Below are 25,261 nucleotides of genomic sequence, written 5' to 3' on the forward strand. Positions count from 1 at the left end.
GCCGCTTGCCCCGTCCGTTATCCCGCGAGCGCCTCGACCTGCTCGGCCAGTTCCAGCCAGCGCATCTCGGCCTCGTCCTTCTCGCCGCGCGCCTTTTCGATCGCCTTCATCAGCCGGTCGAACTGGCCGGGATCCTTGGCATAAAGGTCGGGGTCGGCGAGCCTCGCCTCGTCGCGTGCGATCGCCGCTTCCAGCTCCTCGATCCGCTCGGGGAGCAGTTCGTAATCGCGCTGGTCCTTGTAGCTGAGCTTGGTCCTGGACTGGGCCGGAGCGGCGGGGGAAGGCGCGGCCTTGGGGGAAGCCTTTTTCGCCTCCACCGCCGGCTTGCGCTTGGCGACCCAGTCGGCATAGCCGCCCGCCACCACGTCGACCGTACCCGATCCGTCGAGCCCCAAAGTCACCGTCACCGTGCGGTCGAGGAAGTCGCGGTCGTGGCTGACGATCAGGACGGTGCCGTCATAGTCGCCGATCACCTCCTGCAACAGGTCGAGCGTCTCCAGGTCGAGGTCGTTGGTCGGTTCGTCGAGCACCAGCAGGTTGGACTCGCGCGCGAACTCGCGGGCCAGCAGCAGGCGCGAGCGCTCGCCGCCCGACAGCGTTCCGATCTTCGCCTCGGCCAGCGAGGGGTCGAACAGGAACTCCTTGAGATAGCCATGGATATGCTTGCGCACGCCGCGCACGTCGATCCAGTCGCCGCCATCGGCCAGCACCTCGCGCACCCGCTTTTCGGGTGCCATCAGCTTGCGTTGCTGGTCGATGATCACGCCGTCCAGCGTCTTGGCGAGGAACACCGTGCCCTCGTCGGGCTGGATCTCGCCGGTCAGCAGCTTGAGCAGGGTGGTCTTGCCCGCGCCGTTCGCACCGACCAGGCCGATCCGGTCGCCGCGCGTCACCTTCAGGCTCAGGTCCTTGATGATCGTGCGGTCGCCATAACGCTTGGTGACATGCTCGGCCTTGATGACCTCCTTGGTCTTCACATCGTCCGACGCGATGCCCAGCTTGGCCGCGCCCTGCGGCCCGATCATCGCGGCGCGGGTGGCGCGCATCTGGTGCAGCTTTTCCAGCCGCCCCTGGTTGCGCTTGCGCCGCGCGGTGACGCCGCGGTGGAGCCAATGCTCCTCGATCTTGAGTTTCGCGTCGAGCTTTTCGGCGGCGCGCTGTTCCTCGGCATAGACCTGTTCGGTCCAGGCGTCGAAGCCGCCGAAACCGACCTCGTTGCGGCGCATCTGCCCGCGATCGAGCCAGAGCGTCGACTTGGTGAGGCGGGTCAGGAAGGTGCGGTCATGGCTGATGACCACGAACGCGCCGGTGAAGCGCTTCAGCCAGTCCTCCAGCCATTCGATCGCGGCGAGGTCGAGATGGTTGGTCGGCTCGTCGAGCAGCAGCACGTCGGGGTTCATCGCCAGCGCGCGGACGATGGCGGCACGGCGCTTCTCGCCGCCGCTGGCGGTCGCGGCCTCGCGGGTCAGGTCGATGCCGAGTTGCCCGGCGATCGCCTCCGCCTCATAGCTCTCCGGCGCACCCTCGCCCGACAGGACATAGTCCATCAGCGTCGCGCAGCCGGTCAGGTCGGGATCTTGCTCCAGATAAACGACATGGGTTCCCGGCACGATCATACGCCGCCCTTCGTCCGAATCGATGATCCCGGCGATCAGCTTGAGGAGCGTCGATTTGCCCGCCCCGTTACGCCCGATCAGCGCCAGCCGGTCGCGCGGACCGATATGGATGTCGAGATGCCGGAAGAGCCAGCCCGAGCCTTGCACAAGGCCCAGGTCTTCATAGGAAAGAACGGGTGCTGCCATGATAGTCCTGCAGTTAGGCGCGCGGGTGGAACCCGGCAAGCGCTTCGCGCGCTGTCGCGCGGCTGCATGATCCATTCAGAGGCTGTTCAACGGTTGCCCGCTATGCCAGTTTCATGTCGATGACCGTCCTTCTGGCTCTGCTCGCCGCTCCGATGGGCCCGCCACCGATGATCGAATCGCCGCTGGAAATGGCGCTCGATCAGCGTCGTGGCGACCAGATGCGTGCCTATCAGCAGCGCAAGGAGGGCAATTTGTCGCTGCGCGAGATCGAGGCGCGGGTCGTGCCCACCATGCGCGATGCGCAATATATCGGTTTCGACTATGATGCGAGCGCGGCCATTTACACGCTCAAGTTCCTGCGCAATGGCACGGTCATCTGGGTGGAGGTGGACGGCCGCAACGGCCGGATCATCGGCCGGACCGATGGGTGATCGCCGTTCACCGCTCGCCCCAAACGCATAACAGGGAGTTATCCGATGCGCGTTCTGATCGTCGAGGACGAGCCCAATCTCGGCCAGCAGTTGAAGTCGACGCTGGAGGGCGCGGGCTATGCCATCGACCTCGCCACCGATGGCGAAGAGGGGCATTTCCTGGGCTCGACCGAAAGCTATGACGCGATCGTCCTCGACCTCGGCCTGCCCGAGATCGACGGGCTGACCGTGCTCGATCGCTGGCGCAAGGAAGGCAAGACGACCCCGGTGCTGGTGCTGACCGCGCGTGACAGCTGGTCGGACAAGGTGGCGGGGCTGGACGCGGGCGCGGACGATTATGTCGCCAAGCCTTTCCAGACCGAGGAACTGATCGCGCGTCTTCGCGCCCTGATCCGGCGCGCCAGCGGCAATGCATCGTCCGAGCTGACCGCGGGTGACGTCCGCCTCGACACGCGTTCGGGCAAGGTCACGCGCGCGGGCGAGCCGGTGAAGCTGACCGCGCAGGAATATAAGCTGCTCAGCTATCTGCTCCATCACAAGGGCAAGGTGGTCAGCCGCACCGAGCTGATCGAGCATATCTATGACCAGGATTTCGACCGTGATTCGAACACGATCGAGGTGTTCGTGACGCGCATCCGCAAGAAGCTGGGCCAGGATGTGATCACCACCATCCGGGGTCTGGGATATAGCCTGGACGATCCGGCGGCGGGCGGCGCGGCGGGAACGGCCGCCTGACCGACCGCGACGACAGCAGAGGCGCGTGTCGATGAAGGACAGTCCTATCCTGCGCCCGACCCTGCGCACGGGGTCGCTGTCGCGCCGCATGATCCTGATCGCGGCGGCGTGGATCATGGTGCTGCTGACCGGCGGCGGCTTTGCGCTCGACCGGGTGCTGGTGTCGGCGGTCACGCAGAATTTCGACGACCGGCTGGCCTATGTGCTGCGCTCGCTGATCGTATCGGCGGAGATCGTGCAGGGCGAGGTCTGGTTCACCCGCGAGCCCGCCGACCAGGCCTTCCTAGAACCCGGATCGGGCGTCTATTGGCAGGTCTCGGCACCGAACGTCGACTCCTACCACTCCCGCTCGCTCTGGGATCGACAGCTCGCCTACGGCACGCGGCATAACGACGATTCGATCCACACCTATAACAGCGACCAGTTCAGCGACGAGAAGCTGCGGATTGTCGAGCGCGATGTGAAGCTGCCCGGCTCCGATGTGCGCTGGCGGTTCCAGGTGGCACAGAGCCGGCAGGGGCTGGATGCGCAGATCGCGGCGCTTCGGCGGACGCTGGTGCGCAGCTTCGCCCTGCTCGGCATCGGCCTGCTGCTGATGGCGGCGGTGCAGACCTTTTACGGGCTCTGGCCGCTGCGCCGGGTGCGGGAAGAGATCGCCGCGATGCGCGCGGGCAGGGCGGACCGCATTTCCGACGCCATGCCCGACGAGGTCGCGCCGATGGTCGAGGAACTGAATGGTCTGGTCGAGCATAACGAGAAGCAGGCGGAGGAGGCGCGGCGGCATGCGGGCAACCTCGCCCATGCGCTCAAGACCCCGCTGACCGTCATCATGAACGCGGCGACCGCGCAGACCGACGACCTGTCCGAAACCGTGATCCGCGAGGCGCGGACGATGCGGCGGCAGGTGGACCATCACCTGGCCCGTGCCCGCGCGGTCGGGCGACGGGGATCGGCGCACAGCCGGGCGGAGGTCTGGCCCAGCCTGGAATCGGTCGAGCGCGCGGTGGGGCGTCTCTATCGCCATGTCCGCATCGACACCGACGGCCCCCGGGATGTGGCGGTCCATGTCGAGCGCCAGGATCTCGACGAGATGCTGGGCAATCTGGTCGAGAACGCGGCCAAATATGGCGGTGGCAGTGTCTTTGTGACGGTCGGGGCGCAGGCCGGGTTTGTCGAGATACTGGTCGAGGACGACGGCACCGGCATCCCCGAGAATGAACGGGTCCGTATCTTTGATCGTGGCGTGCGGCTGGACACGGGCAAGCCGGGTACCGGCCTGGGCCTGGCCATCGTGCGCGACGTGGCGGAGATTTACGGCGGCACAGTCTCGCTGGAGGAGAGCGAGGATCTGGGCGGGCTGCTCGTGCGGCTCAGGCTGCCGGCGGCGGTGGGGTGAACTCCGGCAGGCGTCATCGGGTTCGCGTGAAGCCGCGATGACGCGAAGAAAACGGACATGTCGCGCTCGTGGTGAGCTCAGCACCTTTCAAAGGGCTGAGAGGACGCAACGCCGCTCCGGCAAATCGGACATCTCTGCGTCCTCCGCGCCTCCGCGCGAACAAAGAATCTTCACGGCTTCGCGCGAACCCGATGACGCCTGCCGGCGATCAGGCCATCGCCTTCTCCAGCGCGTCCATCGCCTGTGCCGCGATCCCGATCGAATGCTTGCGCGCCCTGTGGTCGAAGATCGCGCTGACCACCATCACCTCATCGACTTTGGTCCGCTCCACGAACGCGGCGAGCTGGCGTTCCACCGTCGCGGGCGAGCCGATCGCCGAGCAGGACAGGACATGATCCAGGATCGCGGCCCCCTGCGGCCCCAGGCTCTCGCGATAGGCGGCCACGGGTGGGGGCAGCCTGCCCGGACGGCCGGTGCGCAGCGCGACGAACGCCTGTTGCTGTGAACTGGCGAGCAACGTCGCCTCTTCGTCGGTGTCGGCGGCGAAGACGTTGAACCCGGCCATCGCATAGGGCTTGTCCAGCACCGCCGAGGGACGGAAATCGCGGCGATAGACGGCCAGCGCGTCGTCCAGCGCATCGGGCGCGAAATGCGAGGCGAAGGCGTAGGGCAGACCCAAAGCGGCGGCGAGCTGCGCGCCGTAGAGGCTCGACCCCAGGATCCATATCTGCGGTCGTGCCCCCGCGCCCGGCGTCGCGACGATCCCGGTCTGACCGTCATCGGCCCCGGTCTGACCGTCATCGGCGAAATAGCTCTGCAACTCCATCACGTCGCGCGGGAAGGCGTTGGGATCGCTGTCCAGCGTCCGGCGCAGCGCCCGGGCCACCCGCTGGTCCGATCCCGGCGCACGGCCCAGCCCCAGGTCGATCCGACCGGGGAACAGCGCGTCCAGCGTCCCGAACTGCTCGGCGATGGTCAGCGGCGCATGGTTGGGCAGCATGATTCCGCCTGCGCCGATGCGGATCGTCCTCGTCGCCGCGCCGACATGCGCCAGCACCACGGCGGTCGCGGCCGAGGCGATGCCGGTCATGCCATGATGCTCGGCGGTCCAGTATCGATGATAGCCGCTCGCCTCGGCATGGACGGCGAGGTCGGCGGCGTTGGCAAGGGCCTGGGCCACGGTGCCGCCCTCGATGACGGGCACCAGATCGAGCAGGGAATAGCGTGTCATGCCAGTAAGATGGGGTCGCTGCCGCGCCGCCGCCAGCCAAGACCGCTTATCAAAAGGTCAAGCCGTACTTCACCGCCAGCCCATGCTCGTCGGGCAGGGTGGCGATCTGCCCGGGATCGCGCCGCCAGAAGAGATGCGTGGAAAATTCGCCCGCGCCCAGCGGTATGGCATGACGCGCCTCGACCAAGGTCTCGCGGCCCCTGGGCGTCAGCGACAGCCGCCGCACGCTCCAGCCATCGACCAGACCCTCGGCATAGCTCCAGTGATCGGGCATGCGCAGGTCGAGTCCTCCGCCCGTCACCCGCAAGGGCTGTGACAGGCGCAGGTCGATGCGGTCGCCGCCGAACAGCCCGATCTTGCCCGCCTCGACCGACCAGGAGCGGCTGGTCAGCAGGCCGCCGCCCATGCCGCCCGTCGCCCGGGTCCAGCCGCCGCGCCCCTGCATGGCCAGCGTCCACCCCTGTTCGCCCTGCCAGCGCGCGGCCATGTCGATGAACCAGCTCGTCGCCTCGGGCCGTCCCAGCGCGTCGCCGAACCAGCCGCCCAATAGCGTCGACTGCTCGGCCAGCCGGGTCAGGCCCAGCATTGCCGCGACCGGGCCCAGCCGCCGGTCGAGGGTCCATGCCATCTGGTCATAACGGGGCGGGACCATCCCCGGTGCGGTCGCGGGAAAGCGTCCGCTTTCCGCCGACACGCCGATGCCCCACCCGCCGATCCGGTGATGCAACGCCGCCGAGACTTGCGGCAGGCGGTCGATGCCGGCGCCGGGATCGCTCAGCAGAAAGGCCGGGCCCGCCTGTCCCGTCCAAGCGGTGGTCAGCGCATCCGCGCCGCTGGCGAAGCCGAACCCGATCGTGGTGTCGCGGTCCAGCCTCTGGGTCATGGTTCCCGCGACGATCCGGCGACCTGTGGCGGGCGCATCGGCCGGGGTGACGGCGCGCAGCCGGGCCTCACCCGCGCCGGTGATCGCGCTGGTCAGGGCGATTGAACGCACCCCGTCGGACAGGACCGCCCCCTCGACCCGGCCGAGCAGGCCGGGGGCGAGCAGGGCGCGCGGGGCGGCGCGGGCCAGCGTGCCCGACAGGTCGACCTGATAGGCGCGGGCATAGCCGTCGAGCGCGGTGAGGCGCAGCCCGGACACTTGTGCATCGCCCATGGCGGGCGACAGGCGGGCGTTGATCGTCGCCGACACCGCGGCGGTCCCGCCCGCGACGCTCATGCCGCCCACCGGCTGGAACGCGGCGGTCAGGTCCAGCGTCCCCCGGCCATAGACCGCATCGGTCCCCGCCGCCCCGGCATCGCGCGCGGTGCGCAGCAGCAGGTCGGCGATCTGCGCCCCGCTCAGGTTGGGAAAGGCCTGGGCGAGCAGCACGGCCGCCCCGGCGATCTGCGGCGCGGCGAAGGAGGTGCCCGACCATAGCTGGCGCACGCCGCTCTGGTCGGGGGCCTCGACCTGTTCGCCCAGCGCGGCCAGGTAATGCAGCGCCGACTGGCCCGCCCGGTTGCTGAAGCTGGACAGGGTGCCGTTGGTGCCCACCGACCCCGCGACGATCACCTGTCCGCGTGCGATGCTGGTGTCGTTGGCGATCTGGGCGAACAGCGTGGGGTTTGATTCGCCGTCATTGCCCGCCGCGATCACCACCACCATGCCCGCCGCCGTCGCACGCGCCAGCGCGGCGGTCAGGTCGGACGGCGGCGTGTCGTTGGACCCCAGCGAGATGTTGACGACCCGCGCTCCGGCCTGTCGCGCGACATCCAGTCCGCGCGCGATCGCATCGGTCGGATAGGCGCAGCCGCCGCCCAGCGTGCCGCCCGAGCCGCCTGCCGAGCAGCTCCCCGGCTGATCGGCGCGCAGGACGACCAAGGTCGCGTCGAAGGCCACCCCCTGCGCCCGGCTGCCGTCACGTCCTCCCGCCGCCGTGAAGGCGACGGCGGTGCCGTGTCCCTCGACATCGGTGATGCTGCGATTGCCCGCGACATCGGCGGATTTGGCCGAAATCCGGCCCGAAAACAGGCTGTTCGTCGTATCGATGCCCGAATCGATGATGCCCAGCGAGACGCCCGCGCCGGTCGCGCCGCGCTGATAGGCGGCGAGCGCATTCATCGCCACCGCCCCCGCCGTCGCGCGATAACCGGCGGTGTCGTAATTGGGTGAGGGAGAGGGCGTCGGGATGGGAGTCGCGACCGGCGGCGCCGGCGTCGACTGGACGCCCCCCCCACCGCCACAGGCGGCCAGCATCACCGCCAGGCCGCCCGCCGTTCCCATGCGTACCAGAACGCGCCGCCCGATCCTCACCCGGTCCCCCGATAGCCTGCCGCGCCATCATAGGCGTGCCGGGCGACGGCGCGAAGAGCGTGTTTCGGGAATCGTCGCCGCATCGCGCGGGGCCGCTTGCGACCCGGCGGCGGCGTCTTTACACGCGGCCCCATGCTGCCCGCGCTCGCTCATATCAATGCCTGGATCTTTGATCTGGACAATACGCTCTATCCGGCGAGCGCCAATCTGTTCGCGCATATCGACCGGCGGATGACCGCGTTCGTCGGCGACCTGCTGGGGCTGAAGCCCGCCGAGGCGTTCCGCGTCCAGAAGACGTATTTCCATGCGCATGGCACGACGCTGGCCGGGCTGATGGCCGAGCATGACGTCGATCCCGCCACCTTTCTTGCTTATGTCCACGATATCGAGATGGACGTGCTGGAACAGGACGCGCCGCTCGCCGCCGCGATCGCCAGGCTGCCGGGGCGCAAGCTGGTCTTCACCAATGGCGACAAGCCCTATGCGCTCAAGGTGCTCGACCGTCTGGGGCTGGGCGAGCAGTTCGAGGCGGTGCACGACATTCACGCCATGGGCCTTGTCCCCAAGCCGCAACCGTCCGCCTATGCGGGGCTTTGTTCGGCGTTCGACATCGATCCGACCCGCGCGATCTTCTTCGAGGACATGGCGCGCAACCTGCTGCCCGCAAAGGCGATCGGGATGACGACCGTGTGGGTCGACAACGGCTCCGAACAGGGGCCGGAGGCGGCCCGCGACCATATCGACTATACCGTCCACGCGCTGACGCCGTGGCTGACGAGCATTTTGGAGGACTGACGATGGCTCATGAACTGGCCGCCACCATCGATGCCGCCTGGGAAAACCGGGCCGAGCTGGGTTTCGCCACGCAAGGGCCGGAGCGGATCGCCGTCGACCGCGCGCTGGCACTGCTCGACCAGGGCGAGGCGCGCGTGGCCGAACCCGATGGTCAGGGCGGCTGGACCGTCAACCAGTGGCTGAAAAAGGCGGTGCTCCTGTCGTTCCGGCTGAACGACAATGTCCTGATCGACAATGGCCCGGGTGCGGGCCACTGGTTCGACAAGGTGCCGTCGAAGTTCAGCGGCTGGTCGGAGGCGGATTTCCGCGCCGCCGGGTTCCGCGCGGTGCCCGGCTCGGTCGTCCGGCGCGGCGCGCACGTCGCCAAGGGCGCGATCCTGATGCCCAGCTTCGTCAATATCGGCGCCTATGTGGGTGAGGGCACGATGGTCGACACCTGGGCGACGGTGGGGAGCTGCGCGCAGATCGGCAAGAACGTCCATCTGTCGGGCGGTGCGGGCATCGGCGGCGTGCTGGAGCCGCTCCAGGCCGGGCCGGTCATCATCGAGGACGGCGCGTTCATCGGCGCGCGCGCCGAAGTCGCGGAGGGCGTCCGCGTCGGTGAGGGCGCGGTGCTGTCGATGGGCGTCTATCTCGGCGCTTCGACCAAGATCATCGATCGCGAGACGGGCGAAGTCTTCCGCGGCCATGTGCCGCCTTACTCGGTGGTCGTGCCGGGCAGCACGCCGTCAGTGGACGGCAAGCCGGGGCTCTACTGCGCCGTGATCGTCAAGCGCGTCGATGCGCAGACCCGGTCCAAGACCAGCATCAACGACCTGCTGCGCGATTGATGATGTTGGCAGGCCCCTCCCGCAGGAGGGAGGGGCTTAAGGTTCACGCGAAGCCGCGAAGTCGCGAAGAAGAATGAGGTTCGCGCGGAGGCGCGGAGAACGCGGAGATGTCGTACGCGGCGGCAGCGTTCGTCCTGCCTCTTCGGCCGATGAAGAAAACAGGACATCTGCCCAACGCGATAGCCCTCCGCGTTCTCTGCGCCTCCGCGCGAACAAAATCTTCTTTGCTTCGCGGCTTCGTGTGAACCCTTACAACCCGACCCGCTTCGCCAGCCACCGCGCCGCCGCTTCCGGGCTTTGCTTGGCCGCATCGTCACGATCGACCCGATAGTTCGCTTCGCGCATCGCCTCGACCGGAATCCGGTTCAGCATCGGCCGCAGCGCCTGAACGAACTTCGCATCCCCCGCCCGGTCCTTCGCCACCAGCAGCACCGCGTCATAACCGGGAATCGCGCGTTTCGGATCACCCAGCACGGTCAGCTTGTCCGCCGCGATCCGGCCATCCGAGGAAAAGGCGGAGATCACGTCCGCCCGCCCGCTCTCCAACGCGCGGTACATGAAGGTCGGGCTGTACGGCGTCATGTTCGCGAAGCGCAGGCCGTAAGCGTCGCGCACCGCCGCCCATTCGGGCCGGTCGAGGAACTCCAGGTCGCTGCCCAGCTTCAACCGCGGTGCGGCGGCGGACAGATCGGCGAGCGATCGGACGCCCGCCGCGCGGGCCAGCGGCGTCTTCATCGCGAAGGCATAGGCATTTTCGAACCCCAGCGGCCCCAGCATCGCCACGTCGCGGGTCGCGGCCCAGTCCTTCAGCGCCGCCAGCATCGCGTCCCGTTCCGGCGAATCATGCCGGTGCATTGCAGTGGTCCACAGCGTCCCGGCATAATCGACATAGACGTCGATGCGGGCCCCCGCCGTCGCCTCGAACGCCACGGCGGAGCCCAGTCCGTCGCGATAGCTGACCGAATAGCCCGCTCGGGTCAGCCGGTCGCCGATCAGGCGTGCCAGGATATATTGCTCGGAGAAGTTCTTCGCGCCGATCACCACCTGACGCCGCGGCTCGCCGCCGCGCGGCCAGAGCGGTTGCGTCGCCAGCGCACAGCCCAGTGCAAGCGCGACCAGACCGCCGATCCACAGCGCCCGCCTGCGCCGCGCCAGTCCGCGCTCGATCAGCCCGATCAGCGCATCCACGGTCAGCGCCAGCACCGCCGCCGCGAAGCATCCGGCCAGCACCAGCGCCCAGGCCTGGGTCTGGAGCCCGGCGAAGATCAGGTCGCCCAGTGACGGCTGGCCCACGGTGGTCGACAGCGTGGCCGCGCCGATCGTCCAGACGGCGGCGGTGCGGATGCCCGCTGCCAGCACCGGGGCGACCAGCGGCGCTTCCACCAGCCGCAGCTTCTGCCCGCGTGTCATCCCCACCGCATCGGCCGCCTGCAACACCGCCGGATCGAGGCCGGTAAGGCCCGTGACCCCATTTCGCAGGATCGGCAGCAGCGCATAGAGGGTCAGTGCGAGCAGCGAGGGCAGGAAGCCCAAAGCCGGTATCCCGCCGCCGACCAGCCCCGAAAGGCTGAGCAATACCGGATAGAAGAGCGCGAGCAGCGCGAGCGCCGGAATGGTCTGGACAAGGCTCGCCAGCCCCAGCGCGATCCGCGACAGCCTTGGCCGGCGCGCACAGGCGAAGGCCAGCGGCACCGCGACCACGATCCCCAGCGCCAGCGCGGCCATGCTGACCAGCACATGCTGCGCCAGCAATGGGGGTATGCGGGCGAGGGCTTCGATGAAGGCGTTCATCGGCGAAGCGCCGCCAGCCGCTCGGCCTGATGCCGGGGCACCGTCAGCAGCTTTTGCGCAACCGGACCGCCTTCGCCCGCGACCAGTTGGGCGGGGCGCGCGTCGGCGACGATCCGGCCGCGATCCATCACCAGCACGCGGCTGGCGGTCAGCAGCGCCTCCGCCATGTCATGGGTGACGAGCAACGTCGTGAGCCCCAGCCGTTCGTGCAGATCGACCAGCCGCGCCGCCACCGCGTCGCGCGTCACCGGATCGAGCGCACCGAGCGCTTCGTCGAGCAGCAGGATCGGCGGCTCGGTGGCGAGTGCGCGGGCGATGGCGACACGCTGGCGCTGTCCGCCCGACAGCGCGTCGGGCATGCGCCCGGCGACCTCCTGCGGCAGGTCGACCAGATCGAGCAGATCGCGCACCCGGTTCCCCACCGGCTGTCCCGCGATCCGTAGCCCGATCGCGATATTGGCCGCGACCGTCATGTGCGGGAACAACCCATGCTGTTGAAAGACATAGCCGATATGCCGACGCAGTTGGTGCACGGGCTGGTCCGCGACATCCGCCCCGTCGATCGCGATCCGCCCCGTATCGGGCGTCTCCAGCCGGTTGATCATGCGCAGCAGCGTCGACTTGCCCGATCCCGACGCGCCGACCAGTGCGACGAAGGACCCGCGCGCGATGGTCAGCGAGACGGAATCGACCGCCGTCAGCGATCCATAGCGTCGGGTCAGGTCGGTCAACGCGATCATCGGCTTATCATGTGCGGTTACCATGACGGGCGCAAACGCCGCGGGGCGCGATTCCGTCTCATTCCCTCGATCCTTTCGGACTATTCCTCCGCAGTGCGACGCGATATGGCGCGTAAAACATGTTCAACGCGGCGTCAGTCCGCGTCAGGAGAGTATCATGACCGTGACCGTCGATCCGCAAGCCGCTGGCTCCCAGACCACCAGCCCCCAAAACGCAAGTGCGGTGCTTGATCGCGTCCTCGTCCTCGAAATGGTCCGCGTGACCGAAGCGGCGGCGATCGCGGCGTCCGCGCTGGTCGGGCGCGGTGACGAGAAGGCAGCGGATGCGGCGGCGGTCGAAGCGATGCGCGCCGCGCTCAACGAACTCGACATGGACGGCACCGTCGTCATCGGTGAGGGCGAGCGCGACGAAGCGCCCATGCTGTATATCGGCGAGAAGGTCGGCACCGGCCACGGCCCCGAAATCGACATCGCGCTCGATCCGCTGGAGGGCACGACCATCTGCGCCAAGGCGGGACCGAACAGCCTGGCGGTGCTGGCGATCGCGGAAAAGGGGCATCTGCTCAACGCGCCGGACGTCTATATGGACAAGATCGCTGTCGGCCCCGGCTATCCGGCGGGCGTGATCGACCTGGACCGCAGCCCCAGCGACAATATCCGCGCCATCGCCGAGGCCAAGGGCGTGCGGGCCAGCGATATCGTGGTGTGCGTGCTCGACCGCCCGCGTCACGAGGCGCTGATCGCGGAGTTGCGCGCGCTGGGTTGCGGCGTCGTGCTGATCGGCGACGGGGACGTGGCGGGGGTGATCGCGACGACGGACCCGGACACGACGATCGACGTCTATATGGGTTCGGGGGGCGCGCCGGAGGGCGTGCTCGCCTGCGCCGCGCTGCGCTGTGTCGGGGGGCAGTTCAAGGGGCGGCTGCTGTTCCGCAATGACGCCGAGCGGGCGCGGGCGTACAAATGGGGCGTGACCGACCTCGACAAGCAATATGACCTGACCGAACTCGCCCGGGGCGACTGCATCTTCGCGGCGACCGGCGTGACCGATGGCTCGCTGCTGGCGGGCGTGAAGCGCCGGCCCAAGGTGATGACGACCGAGAGCGTCGTGATGCGCGCCTCGTCGGGCACGGTCCGCTGGGTCAAGGGGCAGCATCGCCTGTGATCCTTGCCGCTGTCCTGCTGCTGGCGGCCCTGGCGGGGGTCTGGTGGTTCCAGAAAGGGGATCTGGGCGAATATCGGCGGTTCAAGGCGCTGAACGACGGGCATTCGCGGCGGATGCGGTTCCGGCTGTGGCTGGTCCGGTCGGCGCTGGCGTTCCTGTTGCCGGTGCTGGTCGGGCTGGCGCTGCTCGGGCGGATCGAGGCCCTGGCGGTGATGCCCGGCGAGTTCGCGCGCGTGGCGGCGGCGATGCCGCCGATCGTCGATAGCGGCGAGGCTATGCAGGGGATGTTGATCGGCGGCGCGGTCGGCGGGTTGGCCTTTGGCGCCGTGCTGGCACGGGTGCGCAGGCGCAAGCCGCTGGGCGATGTGTCCGCGCTGCTGCCGCGCGAACGGCGCGAGCTGAAATATGGCGCGGGCCTCAGCATCATGGCGGGCGTGACGGAGGAGGCGTTCTTCCGGCTCTACCTTCCCCTGCTGGTGGCGATGGTGACGGGGCAGGCGTGGATCGGCTTTGCCGCTTCGCTTGTGCTGTTCGGTGCGATGCACCGCTATCAGGGCTGGGCGGGCATCCTGGCCACCACCGCGCTGGGGGCGGTGATGACCGCGCTGTACCTGATGACCGGAGCGCTATGGGTCGTGATGCTGGTGCATGTGCTGGTCGACATCAACGGGCTGGTGGTGACGCCGTTGATGAACGGGGTGCTGAAAAAACCTCCTCCCTTGTAAGGAGGGGAACAGGCCTAGTTCTTCAGCCGCCATCCGGTACGGAAGATCCAGCCGATCCACGCCAGACAGGCCAGCAGGAACAGCCCCGTCACCCCCAGGCTGACCATGGGGGCCACGTCCGACGTGCCGAAGAAGGTCCATCGGAAGCCGTTGATCAGATACACGACCGGGTTGAACAGCGTCACCGTCCGCCACGGTTCGGGCAGAATCTTCACCGAATAGAAGGCGCCGCCCAGGAAGGTCAGCGGCGTGACGATCAGCAGCGGGATGACCTGCAACTGCTCGAACCCGCGCGCCCAGATGCCGATCGCGAAGCCGAACAGCGAGAAGGTCGTCGCGACCAGCATCAGATAGAAGATCATTGCCACCGGATGCAGGATCGACAGATCGACGAACAGATGGGCGGTCGCCAGGATCACCAGCCCGATCACCATCGACTTGCTCGCCGCCGCGCCGACATAGCCCAGCACCGTTTCGATGGGGGACAGGGGCGCGGACAGTATCTCGTACATGGTGCCGGTGAATTTGGGCATGTAGATGCCCAGGCTGGCGTTCAGGATGCTCTCCGAAAAGATGGACAGCAGCATCAGCCCCGGCACGATGAACGCGCCATAGGGCACACCCGAAACCTGGTTCATCGCCGAGCCGATCGCGGTGCCGAACACGACGAAATAGAGCGTCGTGGTGATGACCGGCACCATCAGGCTGGTCCAGACCGTCCGCCGGAAACGCGCCATCTCGAAGCGATAGATCGCCCATATGCCATGCAGGTTCATGCGCGCGTCCCCTCGACCAGATCGACGAAGATATCCTCCAGCGAGGATTTGTAGGTTTCCAGATCGACGAACCCGATCCCCATCTCGCCCAGCATCCGCAGGAGCGAGGGAATGCCGGTATGTTCGGCGCGGGCATCGAAGATGTAGCGAAGGCGTTTGCCGTCATCCTCCAGCGCCAGATGCCATTCGGCAAGGTCCGCCGGGATCGTCTCCATCGGCTCGGCGAGGGTCAGCACCATTTCGCGCTTGCCGAGCTTCTTCATCATCTCGGCCTTTTCCTCGACCAGCAGCAACCGGCCCTTGGCGATCACGCCCACCCGGTCGGCCATCTCCTCGGCCTCCTCGATATAATGGGTGGTCAGGATGATGGTGACGCCCCGTGCGCGGAGGCGGTGGACCAGTTTCCACATGTCGCGACGCAACTCGACATCGACGCCCGCCGTGGGCTCGTCGAGGAACAGCAGGTCGGGTTCGTGGGCCAGCGCCTTTGCGATCAGCACGCGGCGCTTCATGCCGCCCGACAATTCCATCAGCTTGGCATGGCGCTTGTCCCAGAGCGACAGGTCGCGCAGCACCTGCTCGATATAGGCGGGGTTGGGGGCGCGGCCGAACAGACCCCGGCTGAAATTCACCGTGTCGATGACCCGCTCGAACATGTCGACCGACAGTTCCTGCGGTACCAGCCCGACCTTGCGCCGCGCGCCCTTGTAATCGCGCAGGGCGTCATGGCCGTCGACCAGGATCGTCCCCGCGGAGGGCGTGACGATGCCACAGACGATTGAGATCAGCGTGGTTTTCCCCGCGCCATTGGGGCCGAGCAGCGCGAAAATCTCGCCACGACGGATAGTCAGGTCGACCGGCTGGAGCGCGGTCACGCCGCTCCCATAGGTCTTGGTCACGCCCTCGACGGACAGGATCGAGTCGGTCATGCGGCAGTCCCCCGTTGGAAGACTGCCGCTTTATCAACCGTTTCGCGCGTCGGCGATGGCCTTTTGCAATTGTTCGATCGGCAGCGCACCCGACAGCACGCGATTGCCGACGATCCAGCTCGGCGTGCCGTTCAGCCCCAGCCGCCCGGCGGCTTCCATGTTCCGGGCGATTTCGGCATCGGCCTGGGGCTGGAAGGCGGCGAGCTTGGTGGTGTCGACCCTGGCCGCCCTGGCCGCCGCCGCGATCGTCGCGTCGCTGACCGGCCCGCCGGCATAGAGCGCGTCATGGAACGCCAGGAACTTGCCCTGCGCCGCCGCGAGCAGGCTCATCCGCGCCGCCGCCTTGCTCGACGGCGCCAGGATCGGCAGTTCGCGATAGACGATGCGCAGTTTGGGATCGGCCTGGACCAGTTGCTTGAGCAGCGGCAGGCTGGCCCGGCAATAGCCGCAATTATAGTCGTAGAATTCGACCAGCGTGACATCGCCCTTGGGATTGCCGCTATAGGCGTTGCCGAAGGCTTTGGTCAGGTCGCCGCTGATGGCGGCTACCGCCTTGCCCTGCTCGCGGTCCTGCAGGCGCTGCATCGCCTCGGGAATGACTTCGGGATGGTCGAGCAGATAGCTCCGCACCATCTCTCCCGACGGTCCGCCCGGTGCCACCATGGGGGCCAGTGCCAATGCGGTGCCACCGCCGATCAGGCCGCCCAGGACCGCGACCGCGGCCAATGCCTTGATGCCCATCAGTGGCGCTTCTTCTTCTTGGAGCTGGCGGCGGCGTCAGCAGAGGTCATGGCGATATCCTGTGCCCGAATCCATTCGGACGTATTGGGGGGGAGATTGGCGAGCGCGTAGCGGGCGCTCTGGATGGCGGTGCGGGTGTCGCCCATCATGCTCGCCCGCTCGGCGGTGGCGAGCGCGGCGCGCGGGGTGTCACCCAGTTGTTCATAGGCGGTGCCGAGCTGGACCCAGGCAAAGGGATTGTCCTCGTCGCGCTGGACCGCGACCTTCAGGATCTTCACCGCCTCGGGCAGGTTGCGCTTGTCCTCGGTCGCGATCAGCGCATGGCCGAAGGTGGTAGCGATCAGCGCATTCTGGCCCGACCCCATGGTGGCGGCGCGCAAGGGAGCCAGCGCCTCTTGTGGCTTGCCCGATTCCAGCAGGATCTGGCCCTGGATTTCCTCGAAATAGGGGTCGCGCGGGTCCTTGGCGATCAGGGCTTCGGCCTCCGCCTCGGCTTTGTCGGGATAGCCCGCCTTGTGATAGGCATAAGCGCGCGCATAATGCGCATAGACCGACTGGTCGCTCGCGGGGAACTTGTTCAGCGTCTGCTCGGGCGTGCCGACATAGCCGAGCAGCTTGGCCTTCACTCGCAGGAAGCGTTCCTGCAACTTGGCGTCGACCGGCGTGTTCCAGGCGGGCGAACCCTGAAGATCGGCGGTCAGCGCCTGGATACGCTGCCCCGACAGCGGGTGGGTCTGCGCGAACGGATCGATGTTTGTGTAGCCGTAGCGGAATTCCTGATTCTGCAACTTCTTGAAGAAGCTCAGCATCCCCTTGCCGGTGATCCCTGCGGTGGTCAAATAGCGCGCGCCCGCCGCGTCGGCGCTGGATTCCTGGGTGCGGCTGAACGACAGGACCTTGCCCATCGCGGCCTGCTGTCCCGCGGCCATGATCCCCATGCCCGCCGCTCCGCCGCCGACCGCGATCGTGGCAAGCCCCAGGACCATCGACAGCAACTGGACGCCCATGGCGGGCTTCATCGCCGCCTCGCCCAGCACGACATGGCCATCGGCGATATGGCCCAGTTCGTGCGCGACGACGCCCTGCACCTCGTTCACATTGTCCGCCGCCTGGAGCAGCCCGGAATGGACATAGACGATCTGCCCCCCGGCGACGAAGGCGTTGATCGAATCGTCGTTGATCAACACGATCTTCACGTCGCGCGGCGACAGCCCGGCCGCCTTGATCAGCGGGGCGGACATGTCGGCGAACATCGTCTCGGTCTCGGCATCGCGCAGGATGGACTGCGCGACGGCGGGTTGGGCCCAGAGCAGGATCGCGGTCGCCAAGGCACCGATCAGTCGCTTCATGCTTCCTCTATCGACCGGTCACGTCCGGTACACAACCGACTTCGCGTCATGCGGTGCGGCGGATCGCCTCTGGCATCCGGCGGCTGAACGCTTCGCGAACGAAAGGGGGCACGCCATGCCGTCACGGATGGCGACGATGCTCCGATGCGGGGCACGGGGAATCGAAACGGCGCGAGGACCGTCCCGCCTCCATGCGGTTCGCGCCTGTCACCGAAGAGGGCGGCGCGGTGGGATGGCATCGCATCGATGGAAACAAAAAAGCCCCCCTTCCGCACCGGGAAGGGGGGCTTTTCATGGGCTTGTGTCCGGCGATCAGGCGCCGAAGGTACGCTGCCACCAGCCGCGACGCGGCGCTTCGGTCGTCGTATCCGAATCCGCTTCCACGGCCGCTTCCGCGACGGGTTCGACCTCGGCCACAGCTTCTTCGGCGACCGGCTCGGCGGCGACCTTGGGAGCGGCCTTCTTGCGGGTGCGCTTGGGCTTGGCCGGGGCTTCCGCCTCGACCGCTACCGCCGGTGCGGCTTCCTCGACGACCGGCTCGGCGGCGACCTTGGGGGCGGCCTTCTTGCGGGTGCGCTTGGGCTTGGCCGGGGCTTCCGCCGCGACCTCGGCCACGGGGGCCTCCGCGACCGGCGCTTCCTCGACCAGCGGTTCCTCAGTCGCCTCGACCGGAGCCGGTGCGGCCTTGCGAGCGCGCGGGCGGCGACGGGTCTTGGGGGCCTCGCTCGCCTCGGCCTCGGCCACCGCCAGCGGGGTGGTCACCGGGGCGGCATCGCCAGCCTCGATCGGCTCGGCGATCGACAGGGGAACGTCCGTGGCGTCGTCCTCGGCCACCGTGTCGGTCGCCGCGTCCTGCCCCTCGGAGCCGCCATTCTCGCCGCGACGGCCACCACGACGACCGCGCCGCCCACGACGGCGACGGCCGCCCTCACGGGGTTCGCCAGCGTCCGCCTCGACCGTCTCGGCCTGCTCGGCGGTCTCATTCTCGTCCTCGCCCTCGTCGGTTTCGTCGAGTTCGGCGTCCTCATGCGCCTCGTCGTCCTCGGCCTGGGCCGATTCATCCTGCGGGCCACGGTTGCGGCGACCGCGACGGCGACGACGGCGCTTGCGGCCACCGCCTTCGCCCTCGTCACGCGGTTCGCGCGGGGCGGGGGCTTCGGTCGCTTCCTCCTCGACCTCTTCCTCTTCTTCCTCCTCGACCTCGTCGATCAGATCGTCCTCATCCTCCTCGACGGGCAGGAGCATGTCGATCTTGGGGGCATAGGCGGGCGGCGGGCCCGAGGCCTCGACCGTCATGCGCGCGCCCTCTTCCTCGCGGTCGGGGATGATCTCGACGGTCACGCCGTAACGATCCTCGATCTCGGCGATGTCGGCGCGCTTGCGGTTCAGCACATAGATGGCTGCTTCCTGGCTGGCGCGCAGCGTCAGGATCGACCCGCGACCGCGTGCGGCCTCGTCCTCGATCAGGCGCAGCGCGGACAGGCCCGACGACGAGGCGGTGCGGACCAGGCCGGTGCCCTCGCAATGCGGGCAGGGACGAGTCGAGGCCTCAAGAACGCCGGTGCGCAGCCGCTGACGGCTCATTTCCATCAGGCCAAAGGACGAGATGCGACCGACCTGGATGCGGGCGCGATCATTCTTCAGCGCCTCCTTCATCGCCTTCTCGACCTTACGGACATTGGAGTTGTTGTCCATGTCGATGAAGTCGATGACGACCAGACCCGCCATGTCGCGCAGGCGGAGCTGGCGCGCGATCTCCTGCGCGGCTTCCAGGTTGGTCGCGGTCGCGGTCTGCTCGATATTATGCTCGCGGGTCGAACGGCCCGAGTTGATGTCGATCGACACCAGCGCCTCGGTCGGATTGATGACCAGATAGCCCCCCGACTTGAGCTGCACGACCGGATTGTACATCGCGGCCAGCTGATCCTCGACATGCGCGCGCTGGAACAGCGGAATCGCGTCGGCATATTGCTTCACCCGGCGGGCATGCGCGGGCATCAGCAGGCGCATGAAGTCCTTCGCCTGGCGATAGCCTTCCTCGCCTTCGACGATCACTTCCTCGATCTCGCGATTATAGATGTCGCGGATCGCGCGCTTGATCAGGTCGCTGTCGCCATAGATCAGCGCGGGCGCCGACGAATGCAGCGTCTTTTCACGGATGCCGTCCCACAGGCGCGCCAGATAGTCGAAGTCGCGCTTGATCTCGGTCTTGGTGCGCTGCAGCCCGGCGGTGCGGACGATGCAGCCCATCGAGTGGGGCAGCGCCATCTCGGCCATGATGGTCTTCAGCCGCTTGCGGTCGGCGGCATTGGAGATCTTCCGGCTGATCCCGCCACCATGCGAGGTGTTGGGCATCAGCACGCAGTAACGACCCGCGAGCGACAGATAGGTGGTCAGCGCCGCGCCCTTGTTGCCGCGCTCCTCCTTGACGATCTGGACCAGCAGCACCTGGCGGCGGCGGATGACGTCCTGGATCTTGTAGCGGCGACGCAGATTCTGGCGGCGCTGGCGCAGGGCCTCGACCTGATCGTCATTGACGGTCGACTTGCGCGGGCGCGGCGCGGTTTCGCCATCCTCGTCGTCATGATGATCGTCGGCATGGTCGCCGTCATCCTCATGATCGTCGTGATCCTCGTCGTCATCGGCGTCCAGTTCGGCGCGCAGCGCGGCTTCCTCGGCGGCATGCTCGGCTTCTTCGCGGAGCAGGGCCTCACGATCCTCCTTGGGGATCTGGTAGTAATCCGGGTGGATTTCCGAAAAGGCCAGGAAGCCGTGGCGGTTGCCGCCGTAATCGACGAACGCCGCCTGCAGCGACGGTTCGACGCGCGTGACCTTGGCGAGGTAGATATTGCCCTTGAGCTGCTTGCGCTCGGCGGATTCGAAGTCGAATTCCTCGATCCGGTTACCCTTGACGACGGCCACGCGGGTTTCTTCCCGGTGGCGTGCGTCGATCAGCATACGCGTGGTCATTATGAAGTCTCCACGCGCGCGTCGGGCTCAGTGGCAGCCGTCGCGCGCGGTAAATAGGGGTGGCGGCGGCGCGGGGCGCCGGACCGCTGGAAAAAACGGAATGCGTGCCGGCCGCAGCCGCAGCGCCGGCAACGGGGCCGGTGCGGACCCACCAAGCCGTGATCCCGCCGGCATGGGCCGGTCGGTCAGCGGGGTGGATCATATGCGTCATGCGAGCGTCAACCTGGTTGGTCCGGGCGCGAAAAATTCTCGCCGTCCCGAGCCTTTCTTGGAGATGGCCCCGTCCCGATCGTTTGGGAGAGGTGATCGAGGCCGGGGTCCACCGGATTGCTAGCATCATCGGAACGTTTGCGCAACAGGCGGAAATCTGCCGATTTTGGCGGCAGAAAAATGCCGAATTTCCGGTTAACCATTGGTTGAAAGGCTCCCGACAGGCGCCGCTGGCTAGAGTCGCCCTTCGATCCCCGGATCGCCAGAAAGGGTTAGAGGTGATGGCTTTTCGCTGGACCAGCGGCCGGCGGGCGCGGCATGTACGCCGTGTCGTGTTGATGCTGATCGCTTTTCTGTTCGGGCTCTTCGCGCCGGGCGGCGCCTGGGCCGCGACGGTTCAGAAGATCATTGTGCGCGGTGCGCAGGTGATGATCCGGTTCGATTCCCCCGTAAAGCGCGCGCGCAGCGTGATGCTGGGCGAGCAGCGCCGGGTGGCGATCGACGTGACCGGGGCATCGCCGGGCACCGCGACGATTCGTGCCGGTGCGGTGCGCGGCCTCAGCCAGCGCCGGATCGCGCCGGGCGTCACCCGCCTGACCTTCGATCTGGCGCAGGATGCGGTGATCTTCGATGGCGGGTTCGACGATGACGGGCGGCAATTGTCGCTGACGCTGAAGCCGCTCGCCGGGGGGTATGCCCAGGCGAGCTTTGCCGGGGTGCTCGACTTCTTCCCGTTCCATTTCCAGCGCAAGCCCGCCCATGGCCTGTCGATGCCGGTCCCGACGACCGCGCGCAATCTGCCGCTGCCGCGGGTCCGGGGGGCGGACAATCGGCCGCTGGTGGTGATCGATGCGGGCCATGGCGGAGTCGATCCCGGCGCGATCAACCCGCAGACGGGCTTGCGCGAAAAGGACGTGACGCTCGCGATCGCCAAGACGATTCGCGATACGCTGGTGGCATCGGGGCGGGTGCGCGCCGCGCTGACGCGCGAGGACGACCGCTATATCCTGCATCGCGAGCGCTATGGGATCGCGCGGCGACTGCATGCCGATCTGTTCATCTCGATCCATTGCGACAGCGCCGGCGTCGGCGAGGCGCGTGGGGCGACCGCCTACACCCTGTCCGACGTCGCGTTGGACAAGGAGGCCGCGCGGCTGGCGGCGCGCGAAAACAAGGCGGACGTGATCGCGGGCGTCGACCTGGGCGGCAACAGCGACGTCTCCTCGATTCTGATCGACCTTACCCAGCGCGAGACGATGAACGCCTCGGCCAGCTTCGCGAGGCTTTTGGGTCGTGAGGCGCAAGCGCTTATCCCGGTCAAGCCGACCTTCCACCGCATGGCCTCGCTGATGGTCCTGAAGGCGCCCGACATGCCGTCCATCTTGTTCGAGACGGGCTATATCTCGAATATGCAGGATGCCGCCTTCCTCGACAGCAGGGAAGGACAGGAGCGGATCGCGCAGGCGGTATTGCAGGCGGTCGAGGTTCATTTCGCGCGGCGGATGGCGTCGCGGTAGAGAGCGTTGCCGTCGTTCCCTTTTCTCGTTCGGAAATAGCGGTTTCGGATATTGAGAAGAGGGAATAGGTTTCGGAAAAGCGGAATCCGCCGACAGCCGTCAGCCCGACCAGCGCGGTCATTTTCCGTCTCACTTCCCAATCGGGAATGAGCTGGCCCAGTCAGACAAGCAGGACTCGGCCGATCCAAGTAAGTGAACTGGTTGGCCGGGTCAGCGACACCAAGCACCTGAAGATCCAGTTTGGCGTGATGAGCACCCGCTAAAATCTTGGGTACGAGTTTTCTGTAGTCGCAATCTGCACGTCCAGCCGCCATCCTGAAGGCTCGCAAAGGGAGGTGGGATGATCCGAGCAGCTTTTGGCCTTATCGCCCTGCTGGCAATTTCGGGCGCGGCCCATGCGGAGCCGGCGACTACGCAATTCAAGAACTGGCTGGCGGCGTTCAACGCGGGCGATAAGGCGACAATCCAGAAATTCTATGGCGAACATCTTGGCGATGCCGATGCGCTGACCGCTCGCAATATGCGCGCGGAGACTTGCGGGTTCGATCTGGCGCAAGTCGAGGACAAGAACGACAGATCATTTCGCGCGCTATTGGTCCAGCGCTGTTTCCCGGCGCTTTTCCGCGTGTCATTCTCGGTCGCTGCCGACGGCAAGACGCTGGAAAAGTTCAACCTTCAGGCCTTCGCAATGTCCGAAGCGCGCGCGCTTGCCGCCATGCGTGACATCGCTCAGCGGTTGGCGGCATCGGATGCTTTCGCCGGCTCGATCATCGTAGCTCAGGACGGCCAGGCACCGTGGACCTATTCCGCCGGGACCTTCAGCCGGGATGACGCGCGGGCCATAACGGCCGATACGCCGATGTTCCTGGCTTCGGCTGGTAAAATGTTCACGGCGGTGAGCATCTTTCAGCTCATCGAAAAAGGGAAGGTCGCGCTTGATGCACCCCTCTCTCGCTATCTCCCGGACTATCCGAACAAGGACATGGCCAAGGTTACGATAAGGCAGCTGCTTGGTCATCGCGGCGGCACTGGCGAAGATGGCGTTCTGCAACGCGAGGATACGGCAAACCGGGGGTGGGTCCGCACGATCAACGATTACATCAAACTCAATGGCAGCCGCCCCCCAGCCTTTGCGCCGGGTAGTAAATTCGCCTATTCAAATTATGGGTTTATCCTGCTTGGCGCGGTGATTGAGCGGGTGTCGGGCCAGACCTATCAAGACTATGTCCAGCAACACGTATTCGGCCCCGCCGGGATGACGCACGCGTCGTTCCCGGACCTGCAACACATCACGGATGTTCCAGTCGGTTATTCCAGCTTCTTCGAGGCCGAGCCTACGCCCATCGCATCCACCGCAGTACTTCCATGGCGTGGATCGGCTGCCGGGGGCGGTGTTGCCAGTGCAACCGATATGCTGCGCTTCTTCACCGCGCTCCGGTCGAACGTTTTGCTGTCCGCCAAGTCACGCGCGATGGCCACCGAACCGAGTGAGAAGGGTTGGTATGGTCTCGGGTTCGTCACCGCGGCGGGCAAGCATCCGCAATGGGGACATGGCGGCTTTGGATATGGGATGAGTGTCGCGGCGCAGCGGTTCCCTAACGAGAGGACGACATTCATTTGCATAGCGACCCGTGACGGGGCGTGCGATCGGATGATATATGCATGGTCCGATCGGCGGTTCGGTCTCACCGAATAGCGGTTAGGCTGTTTCAGTTACCTATTATATCTCGGTCTATCCTCTGCGGCTTGCTGCGGGATTTCCCAAAATTCGATCTTTTTCGGAAAGCGTGACTTAGCCTATTGGCAGGGCATCTGGCCCCCTTCGCCCGATCGGCGTAAAGGCGCAGCGATGATCCGCGTCTGTGCCCTTTACCGTTTCGCCGCCTTCCCCGATCCCGCCGCGCTGCGCGCGCCGTTGCTCGCCGTGGCCGAGGCGAGCGGGATTCGCGGCACGCTCCTGCTTGCCAGTGAAGGGATCAACGGCACCGTTGCGGGCACGCATGACGCGATCGAGGCGCTGCTCGCGCATATTCGCACGCTGCCCGGTTGCGCCGATCTGGATTACAAGGACTCGACCGCCGAGACGATGCCGTTCCATCGGATGAAGGTGCGGTTGAAGCGCGAGATCGTGTCGATGGGCGTCGAGGGCATCGATCCGACGCGGGAGGTCGGCACCTATGTCGCCGGCGAGGACTGGAACGCGCTCATCGCCGATCCGGGCACGCTGCTGATCGACACGCGCAACGATTATGAGGTGGCGATCGGCACGTTCGACGGCGCGGTCGATCCGGGGACGAAGAGTTTTCGCGATTTCCCCAACTGGTTCCGCGAGAAGCGCGACGAACTGATGGCGGGCAAGTCCAGGGTCGCGATGTTCTGCACCGGCGGCATTCGCTGCGAAAAGGCGACCGCCTTCCTCAAGGCCGAGGGCGTCGAGGACGTTTTCCATCTCGACGGCGGCATCCTGAAATATCTGGAGACGATGCCCGAGGCGCAGAGCCGCTGGAACGGCGAATGCTTCGTCTTCGACGCGCGCGTGGCGGTCGGGCATGGACTGTCGCAGGGCAGCCATGCGCTTTGTCATGGCTGCCGGATGCCGGTCGGGCCGGAGGATCGCGCCTCGCCCCTCTATGTCGAGGGGGTGAGCTGCCCCGCCTGCCACGGCACGCGCGATGCGGAGCGGCTGGCCGCCTATGCCGAGCGGCACCGGCAGGAGATGCTGGCGGCGGCGCGGGGACAGGCGCATGTCGGCGCGCGTTATGAAACGCCGCATGACGCGCGGGGCACGCCGAGCGACGAACCGTCCGACGCCTGACGGCAAGCGGGTGGCAA

General features: G+C 66.9%; 20 protein-coding genes. 10 read left to right on the forward strand and 10 right to left on the reverse strand.

Translation table 11 applies throughout. The features are described 5' to 3' along the window. Positions 1-17 precede the first annotated feature (17 nt). Positions 18-1,802 (reverse strand): ATP-binding cassette domain-containing protein, encoded by a 1,785-nt coding sequence (locus ABDV78_RS03380; RefSeq protein WP_343525788.1) that lies wholly within the window; start codon positions 1,800-1,802, stop codon positions 18-20. A gap of 113 nt (positions 1,803-1,915) precedes the next feature. Here ABDV78_RS03380 and ABDV78_RS03385 point away from each other — a divergent pair, with 113 nt between their 5' ends. From ABDV78_RS03385 to ABDV78_RS03395, 3 genes are read left to right on the forward strand one after another with little or no spacing between them, the layout of a single operon-like run. Next, positions 1,916-2,233, forward strand: coding sequence for a hypothetical protein (locus ABDV78_RS03385; protein WP_343525789.1), 318 nt, complete (start codon positions 1,916-1,918; stop codon positions 2,231-2,233). Between the two features lie 45 nt (positions 2,234-2,278). Beyond that, the gene (locus ABDV78_RS03390; protein WP_343525790.1) at positions 2,279-2,968 is read left to right on the forward strand and encodes a response regulator transcription factor; all 690 of its coding nucleotides are present in this window, start codon (positions 2,279-2,281) and stop codon (positions 2,966-2,968) included. Between the two features lie 31 nt (positions 2,969-2,999). After that, positions 3,000-4,364 (forward strand): ATP-binding protein, encoded by a 1,365-nt coding sequence (locus ABDV78_RS03395; protein WP_343525791.1) that lies wholly within the window; start codon positions 3,000-3,002, stop codon positions 4,362-4,364. Positions 4,365-4,572: 208 nt separating this feature from the next. On the opposite strand, the gene ABDV78_RS03400 is transcribed toward ABDV78_RS03395, so the two are convergent. Continuing rightward, positions 4,573-5,595: an LLM class flavin-dependent oxidoreductase gene (locus ABDV78_RS03400; RefSeq protein WP_343525792.1), complete on the reverse strand. Its 1,023-nt coding sequence runs from the start codon at positions 5,593-5,595 to the stop codon at positions 4,573-4,575. 49 nt (positions 5,596-5,644) lie between these two features. After that, entirely contained in the window at positions 5,645-7,891 is a 2,247-nt protein-coding gene (locus ABDV78_RS03405) for a S8 family peptidase (RefSeq protein ID WP_343525794.1), read from the reverse strand. A gap of 132 nt (positions 7,892-8,023) precedes the next feature. On the opposite strand from ABDV78_RS03405, the gene ABDV78_RS03410 reads away from it, so the two are divergent. Beyond that, complete coding sequence (locus ABDV78_RS03410; RefSeq protein ID WP_343525795.1) at positions 8,024-8,686, forward strand: pyrimidine 5'-nucleotidase; 663 nt, start codon at positions 8,024-8,026, stop codon at positions 8,684-8,686. Positions 8,687-8,688: 2 nt separating this feature from the next. After that, a complete protein-coding gene (gene dapD, locus ABDV78_RS03415; RefSeq protein ID WP_343525796.1) occupies positions 8,689-9,516 on the forward strand; it encodes a 2,3,4,5-tetrahydropyridine-2,6-dicarboxylate N-succinyltransferase in 828 nt (275 codons plus the stop codon). A 249-nt stretch (positions 9,517-9,765) separates the two neighbouring features. Here dapD and ABDV78_RS03420 read toward each other — a convergent pair whose 3' ends face one another. Together ABDV78_RS03420 and ABDV78_RS03425 are read right to left on the reverse strand one after the other, a co-directional pair. After that, complete coding sequence (locus ABDV78_RS03420; RefSeq protein WP_343525797.1) at positions 9,766-11,307, reverse strand: glycine betaine ABC transporter substrate-binding protein; 1,542 nt, start codon at positions 11,305-11,307, stop codon at positions 9,766-9,768. Continuing rightward, the gene (locus ABDV78_RS03425) at positions 11,304-12,047 is read right to left on the reverse strand and encodes an ATP-binding cassette domain-containing protein (RefSeq protein ID WP_343525798.1); all 744 of its coding nucleotides are present in this window, start codon (positions 12,045-12,047) and stop codon (positions 11,304-11,306) included. Before ABDV78_RS03425 ends, ABDV78_RS03420 begins: the two co-directional genes overlap by 4 nt. Before the next feature lie 157 nt (positions 12,048-12,204). Here ABDV78_RS03425 and glpX point away from each other — a divergent pair, with 157 nt between their 5' ends. After that, positions 12,205-13,212, forward strand: a complete 1,008-nt coding sequence (gene glpX, locus ABDV78_RS03430) for a class II fructose-bisphosphatase (RefSeq protein ID WP_343525799.1) — start codon at positions 12,205-12,207, stop codon at positions 13,210-13,212. Next, entirely contained in the window at positions 13,209-13,937 is a 729-nt protein-coding gene (locus ABDV78_RS03435) for a CPBP family intramembrane glutamic endopeptidase (RefSeq protein WP_343525800.1), read from the forward strand. The genes glpX and ABDV78_RS03435 overlap by 4 nt, the downstream gene beginning before the upstream one ends. A gap of 14 nt (positions 13,938-13,951) precedes the next feature. Here ABDV78_RS03435 and ABDV78_RS03440 read toward each other — a convergent pair whose 3' ends face one another. The 5 genes from ABDV78_RS03440 to ABDV78_RS03460 form a co-directional block, all read right to left on the reverse strand. After that, positions 13,952-14,713, reverse strand: a complete 762-nt coding sequence (locus ABDV78_RS03440; protein ID WP_343525801.1) for an ABC transporter permease — start codon at positions 14,711-14,713, stop codon at positions 13,952-13,954. Further along, entirely contained in the window at positions 14,710-15,642 is a 933-nt protein-coding gene (locus tag ABDV78_RS03445; protein ID WP_343525802.1) for an ABC transporter ATP-binding protein, read from the reverse strand. Before ABDV78_RS03445 ends, ABDV78_RS03440 begins: the two co-directional genes overlap by 4 nt. A 33-nt stretch (positions 15,643-15,675) precedes the next feature. Further along, entirely contained in the window at positions 15,676-16,383 is a 708-nt protein-coding gene (locus ABDV78_RS03450; protein WP_343525803.1) for a DsbA family protein, read from the reverse strand. Continuing rightward, complete coding sequence (locus tag ABDV78_RS03455) at positions 16,383-17,732, reverse strand: M48 family metalloprotease (RefSeq protein ID WP_343525804.1); 1,350 nt, start codon at positions 17,730-17,732, stop codon at positions 16,383-16,385. Before ABDV78_RS03455 ends, ABDV78_RS03450 begins: the two co-directional genes overlap by 1 nt. Positions 17,733-18,044: 312 nt before the next feature. After that, the gene (locus ABDV78_RS03460) at positions 18,045-20,702 is read right to left on the reverse strand and encodes a ribonuclease E/G (protein ID WP_343525805.1); all 2,658 of its coding nucleotides are present in this window, start codon (positions 20,700-20,702) and stop codon (positions 18,045-18,047) included. A gap of 491 nt (positions 20,703-21,193) precedes the next feature. On the opposite strand from ABDV78_RS03460, the gene ABDV78_RS03465 reads away from it, so the two are divergent. The 3 genes from ABDV78_RS03465 to ABDV78_RS03475 all read left to right on the forward strand — a co-directional run bounded on the left by ABDV78_RS03465 (position 21,194) and on the right by ABDV78_RS03475 (position 25,244). Further along, entirely contained in the window at positions 21,194-22,429 is a 1,236-nt protein-coding gene (locus tag ABDV78_RS03465; protein WP_343525806.1) for an N-acetylmuramoyl-L-alanine amidase, read from the forward strand. A gap of 340 nt (positions 22,430-22,769) precedes the next feature. Then, positions 22,770-24,125 carry a serine hydrolase domain-containing protein gene (locus ABDV78_RS03470; protein ID WP_343525807.1) on the forward strand — a complete coding sequence of 452 codons (1,356 nt, stop codon included), beginning with the start codon at positions 22,770-22,772 and terminating at the stop codon, positions 24,123-24,125. 153 nt (positions 24,126-24,278) lie between these two features. Beyond that, complete coding sequence (locus ABDV78_RS03475; RefSeq protein ID WP_343525808.1) at positions 24,279-25,244, forward strand: rhodanese-related sulfurtransferase; 966 nt, start codon at positions 24,279-24,281, stop codon at positions 25,242-25,244. Positions 25,245-25,261: the final 17 nt, after the last annotated feature.

The sequence above is a fragment of the Sphingomonas sp. genome (assembly GCF_039594485.1).
In the GTDB taxonomy this organism is placed as follows: domain Bacteria; phylum Pseudomonadota; class Alphaproteobacteria; order Sphingomonadales; family Sphingomonadaceae; genus Sphingomonas.